Consider the following 6,045-nt stretch of genomic DNA (forward strand, 5'->3'; position numbering starts at 1 on the left):
GATCCGCAGCACGGAACCCGGCCTCGGAGGCAACAGCCCGCACGCTGACAGGCAGCCTCGCCCGAGAAGCCCCCCGGACGCGCAGGCCGCGCCGGGCTGACCACAGGAAGGGACGATCCGCACAAGTGCGGGAGCGTGTCGATGCCGAACCCCGCGAGCTGCCGTCGCGGCCGCCTCCCCCTGCCCGACGACGGTTGTCGCAAGACCGGGCTCGCGCTCCCGCATGCCGCGACGCGCACCACGCTGCACAGTCCATCGACAGCAAAGGAGGACCGCTCGTGACCGTGTCCATCGATGCGCTTGCTCGCCGAGGACGTGCCGGACGGCGTCTTCGGCGGCGCCCGCCCCCAAGCGGCACCCGCCACGATCAGCGCCCCGCACCCGACTCCGCGGCCGGCCGACATCTCGCCGACCTGGTTGCCGCCATCCACAGCAGCGCGAGCGGCGTCGGGCCCTTGTGGAGCACTGCGGCTTCCGGGACACGGCCACTCCCGCCATGCAGCACCCGCCCTTCTGCCCCGGAGGCGTACGCGCCCTGCGCAAGCCGCACGATCCGGCGGGAGCCTTCTACCAGGAGGGGTTCGATGTCGTGCGCGAGCAGGCAGCCGCCCGGCAGTGCGAGATCATGCTCACGGGCAGCGGCAGGGACGGGATCAACGCCTGCCACTGCCGGACGCAGGCCAGACTGCCAACGTCCCAACCTGTGCCGTGGCTCGGCGGCACAGCAGTCCGAGCGCTCGCCGAAGTCAACGAGCAGCTGGCCCCCATCCCCGTGCTGCCCGTACCGACCCTGATGGCGTTCGGGATGCACAACCCCGGATTCCTGCGGGCCGGGATCTGGCCGGTGAGCCCGCTCGCGCACCCGCGGATCGTGCGGTTCATGGAGCAGCTGCCACATGAGCACAAGCGCGGCAAGGCGTTGTTCCGCGAGCGGATCCGGCGGACCGGGCTGCCCGACTGGGTGGCCGCGTCGGCCGAACCGGAGAACTTCCTGGCCGTCCTGGAGAAGGGTTTACGTTCCTACGGCCTGCCGGTCCTGGACGGCATGCTGAAGGAGTCCATCCTGGTGGACCTCGGCTACGTTGACGGCAACGCTCTCGCCAAGGCGCGGACGCACGCCGACTCCGCGCCGGTCGTCCCCGACCTGCTGTGCGATGTGCTCGCCCTGGAGGTCGGACTGCGAAGCCTCAGATGACCAGCCCCGAGACGGAAGCCGAGCACGTGGAAGCCACCAACCTCCTGTACCGCGACCCGGCACTCTACGACGCGGTCCAGTCCGACAGCACGAGCGCACAAATGTGCCAGACCCTGATCGAGCTGCACCGGCCGGACGCCCGGACCCTGATCGACTTCGGATGCGGTACCGGCCGCGACCTGGAGATCCTCGCGAAGCGCTTCGAGTGCACCGGCGTGGACCTCCAGCCCGGCATGGTCGACTACGCCCGCCGGACCCGGCCCGGGCTGGACATCCGCACGGGCGACATGCGCACCGCGCGACTCGGCAGCCGCATGGACGTGGTGACCTGCATGGGCAACAGCCTCGCCTACGTGCACGACAACGAGTCGATCAGCCAGGTCTTCACCACGTTCGCCGCCCACGCCCGGCCAGGAGCGCTGCTCGTGCTGTGCTCCCCCGTCGCCCCGATCACCCGGACCGAGCCGACCACCGTCACGGTCGACACCCCGACGGGATCCGCGACCGTCACCCTCCGCCACACCTGGGACCTGCGCACTCAGATCAACGCCCTGCACCGGCAGTGGACGCTCCCCACGGGCGAGGAGGCCCGAGACGAGATCCGCAGACGCGTCCTGTTCCCCCAGGAGCTCGAACGCTGCGCGGAGGGCGCCGGCTTCGAGGTCCTGGACATGCTCGACGGCACAGGTGCAGGGCTTACCGGCCCCACCGCATACACGGTGGCCCGACAAACTCCGCGGTGACCGGCGGCGCGAGAAAAGGCACCAGCACCGCCACCCGGCTCCTGGCGGCAACAGCGACGGGTTCCCCCGCACAACCACGGACACCGACGGAACACAAATCACGCGCCGACCTGCGAATAAGCAGGTAGAAGGGTCTGGCGCAGTGATGACCGAGCCTGCCGTCTCAGCGCTTGCCGTGGAGTGCGCGGTAGGTGCGGAAGTCAAAGAAGCGTAGGCCGTCGATCACGGTCCCGGACTCAATTTCCTGCAGAGTCCAGGGGTGGGCGGAGTAGTCGTCAACCGCAACACCTCCGCGCTCAAGCAGCAGCGCGAACAGTTGGTGAAGTTCTGCGGTGCCATCGATCCGCCCGGAGATGTCGATCTTCGTCGACGTCTATGCAGAGGCTTCCGTCCAGAGTCCACGGTTCGCGCTACGACGCGTGGACGGGTGCGGATGCGGCGGTCGGGTATGAGGGCGGCCAGAATGCGTCGGCCAATGGTGCCGACGAGGTCGATCACGGCGCCGCTGAACACGCCTGCGGCTTGGACGACCAGATCGCGGGCGGTGTTCAGAGCGATGGAGAAGCTGGCCCGGTCGGTCCCGGGTCGGGTGGCGGTGGCGTCCGCCATCGCCAGTCGCAGGACCTGATAGGTGACCAGCAGCGCGAAGACTTCCTGGGCGACACCGGCGGGAGTGGGGGCTGTCCGCCCGCTGGTGTTTCACCTGCCAGGGTACGTTTTCTGCTCCTCGGGATTCATCAAGACCCTGACATCGTGCGCGACTCTGTTTCGCTCCAGCGACACGAATGTCCGGATGAATCCCACAGCGAACAGCACCACAAGGGCGAGGACCGCGCCGCGCACGGTGACCGGATCATGTCTCATGACGTAGATCGGCACCGTGATCGTCGAAGCGGCCATCGCGGCCAGAGCCGTTACGAATCCGCGGCGAAAGGTGTCAGGCTGCACGGCGCGGCCCGGCAGCCGTTCCTCCAACTGCTCCAGGAGTGGGTCCACCTGCGCGCTGACCGTGGCGCGCCATCTGCGTTGAGCAGTCCAGCCGTTCTCGACGGTCGGGTCGAACAGCACGAACTCCGGGGTCCAGTCGTCGGCGAACCTGATCACCCCGCGCAGCGGCTGTGGCCCTCTCCGCAGCCGCGGCGACCGCAGGGGCGGATAGTGCGGCAGTGCCGGCATACGCGACGACGCAGCACCTTCCCGGCGCGACTCCTCGCCCCGCTCGGCAAAATATTCCGCGGCGGCGTCGCGGAACCGGTGGTACGCGTCCGGTCCCGTGCACACCAGAAGGAGCAGACGGGACGGCGGCAGGGTCTTCACGGCTTCCATGAACTCCCATAGCGTGCCTTCTGCGGATTCCTTTTCATGCGAAGTTCCGGCCACGAGGAGAACCAGGCGTGCACGTCGGATCAGTTCGCTCACCTCGGATTTCCATTCATCCGTTTTGAGGTAGGACCGATCAATACCAAGTGGCGGATATTTGTCACCGGGGTGGCCGATCGTGAACAATTTGCCGAAGCGGCGGAAGAATCGAGCGAACTTCTCTTCTTCGGCGGCCGCGGCGTTGGCGACGTTATAGCCCAGGATTTCCCCGTTCGGCAGCCAGAATCTCGCGCCCAACGCCCTCCTCGGATCACCGAGTTCCCGGTCGATCCCGAAGGAGCGCAGGTACAGGACGAACGTCATGGTCGGGAGGTCCGTCGGCAAGCCCAGAACGGGTTGGATACGCATCGCGAAGGTCCGCCCGACCGGCCCAGTCACGGCCAGCCCGAACGCGGCGACGGCGAACCAGGCGAGAGACCAGAGCGCCATCCTCCAGTGAAGCCCGCCGTCGAACACCAGCCCGACGGCGGCGAACCCATTGAAAAGGGCGTAGAAAGTGACAGAGAGCATGATGGCGTACCGCACCCCGGTGCCTCCTGAGCGTCGTAACACGTAGCGCGTCACACCGGAGCGGGGCTCTTGCTCGGACATCGACATGTGACAAGTAAGCTGACAACGCACGAAGGTGGTAAATGAACGTATCCACACTCGTATGGTGGGGGTGCAGCGAGCCACCGGAGCGCCTCGGCCAGCGCACCCGCCGTCGCGGCTGACTGTCGCCGGCTGGGGTTCGCGCCACAACCGTGCCAGATGCAAGGGTCAGCCACGGTCACCACCGGTGTCCGCTGGCGAGTATCCGCCTGCTTGCTCGGCTGCAGCTCAGCTGGCAGATCCCCCAGCCTCTCCGCCTGCGGCTGACGGTGAGACGGAAGAACTGTGAATCGAGGCCGAGGACGCCGACCCCGGCCTTCTGTGACTTCGACACCGCCACCTCCCCTGTTCACCCGAAAGACCGCGGACTGTCGCGGGTGCAGCACTACGGCGGCCGCCTGCCCTGGAACGTGAAACGGGATGAGGTGGGACAGGCGGTGGGCAAGACAGTCATCGCGGTCATCTCCCCTGGCGAGGCTGGGCAGAGGCGCGAGCCCGACCGGGCAGATGCCCCGACGCCACGTCGCCCCGGATCGACAGTCCCCGATGCCGACCCGGCCGAAGGCGGTTCTTCAACCAGGCCGCCAGCTGGTTCTTCCCGACGCGCCGAAGGGCCGCCGGGGTCAGGCACTGCCAGCAGGACCAGGGCCTCCGCGGAGGTCTTGCAGCCGAAGGCACGTTCCACGGCGGGCAGTACCCGAGCAGCTTGGCCCGCAGCCGGTTGACGGTACGGGCGCGGCCGCGTTTTGTCCGCACTCGCATCCTCACTCAGCCGACGGTGCCCCTTCAGTGAGCCTGTGACGGTGAGGGAGGTTGAGCTGTCCATGCAGGAGAGCCGCAGCCTGAAGGTCGTTGGTGACCATCACCTGAGCCAGCCTGCCGGCGACTGCGACCACGTTGCCCCAGGCCGGGACGTCCAGATAGACCTCGTCCGGGGCACCACGGCCTACCGCTTCCTGCACGGTCGTGTAGACCTCGCCCAGCTCCTTCATGAGCGCGACTTCCCCCTCGGTCCGCAGGCTCTTGCCCAGCCACGGCGCGGGATCGTCTGCGTTGCAGAAGTCGTCGAACAGCACAGTGACCACGTAGTCCAGGTCCTCGAACTCCTCCGGCCGCAGCCAGACATCGCGCTGCCACGACGGACTCGCGAGGGCGAGAACCGCCGGCACGACGTGAAGTCGGAAGACCGGGAACTCGATGCCGTGATCCGTCATGACGTGAGCCTACCGACCGGGCAAGGGAAACCACCCGCTGCCCAGTGCGCTGTTCACGCAACTGCGGCCGCAGCCGAATGCGAGATCCGCCACCAGCAGTTCCTTGCAGAGGACGGGGACCGGCCGAGGGGTACGCCTGCTGACGCCGAGTCCCAAGTCCTGGGCCGCACCGGCACGGCGACGGGCAGCCGTTGCCCGAGGCGGCCCGTGCGGTCAGCCGTCAGGCCGGTCCCGGACTGTCCCCCTGAGAGGACGGAGCCCGTCGCGGTGGCCCGCAGCCGGGTGCGTCCCTTGTGAACGGATGCCCGCCTGGTCACGAGGGCACGGCGGCTGCTGCCCGTTCCGGACGGATGCCCATACGCCGGCAGCCCGATGCCGCCTGCCCCCGGCAGCCCGTCACCGCCTTGGGCGGGCAGGCCACCGAAAAGATGCCAGCTTCATCCAAAAACCCTTGAACTTTGCTCACGCGAAGCTTTAGATTGCCGCCGTGAAGTAGATGCGACCCCCATCTCCCTTGCAAACACGCGAGCTTCAGGGATGCCAGGTGAACAACACCGTAATCAGCGTTCGCACCGACGAAGACTGCTTACCCTACCGCTGGCCCGCAGCCACCCTCGACGTGAGCCGTATCGGCGACGCCTGGGTCCTGCACGCCTGCGGCGACTTCGACCTCGACGACCTCAACCTCGTACGCGAACAGTTCACCCGCCGGCGCGTCACCCTCGACGGCGACGTCATCACCGTCTGGCCCCGCCCCAGGGAGACGGCATGACCAGCGCCGACACCACCGACCTCAACCACCCCCGACCCGCGGCGGCCAGGGCCCGGGGCCCTGACTCCGGGCTCGTCCTGCTCGCCGCAGCAGGGTGTGTGGGGGGTGGGGATGATTGGGGCGAACGGACCCGCCCGGCGGCGGACGCCA

The 6,045-nt window shown here is 68.1% G+C and carries 5 protein-coding genes; 3 read left to right on the forward strand and 2 right to left on the reverse strand.

Features of this window, described 5'->3' with window-relative positions:
- Positions 1-496: 496 nt before the first annotated feature.
- On the forward strand, positions 497-1,195 hold the full coding sequence (locus ACZ6SQ_RS36525; RefSeq protein ID WP_469570009.1) for a hypothetical protein: 699 nt from the start codon (positions 497-499) through the stop codon (positions 1,193-1,195).
- The gene (locus tag ACZ6SQ_RS36530) at positions 1,192-1,938 is read left to right on the forward strand and encodes a class I SAM-dependent methyltransferase (RefSeq protein WP_469570011.1); all 747 of its coding nucleotides are present in this window, start codon (positions 1,192-1,194) and stop codon (positions 1,936-1,938) included. The genes ACZ6SQ_RS36525 and ACZ6SQ_RS36530 overlap by 4 nt, the downstream gene beginning before the upstream one ends.
- A gap of 699 nt (positions 1,939-2,637) precedes the next feature.
- Here ACZ6SQ_RS36530 and ACZ6SQ_RS36535 read toward each other — a convergent pair.
- The gene (locus ACZ6SQ_RS36535) at positions 2,638-3,843 is read right to left on the reverse strand and encodes a hypothetical protein (protein ID WP_469570013.1); all 1,206 of its coding nucleotides are present in this window, start codon (positions 3,841-3,843) and stop codon (positions 2,638-2,640) included.
- Positions 3,844-4,673: 830 nt separating this feature from the next.
- Positions 4,674-5,123 carry an SCO4402 family protein gene (locus tag ACZ6SQ_RS36540; protein ID WP_469570015.1) on the reverse strand — a complete coding sequence of 150 codons (450 nt, stop codon included), beginning with the start codon at positions 5,121-5,123 and terminating at the stop codon, positions 4,674-4,676.
- 544 nt (positions 5,124-5,667) lie between these two features.
- On the opposite strand from ACZ6SQ_RS36540, the gene ACZ6SQ_RS36545 reads away from it, so the two are divergent.
- On the forward strand, positions 5,668-5,895 hold the full coding sequence (locus ACZ6SQ_RS36545) for a hypothetical protein (protein WP_469570017.1): 228 nt from the start codon (positions 5,668-5,670) through the stop codon (positions 5,893-5,895).
- Positions 5,896-6,045: the final 150 nt, after the last annotated feature.

The organism is Streptomyces sp. NPDC048600, assembly GCF_055587025.1.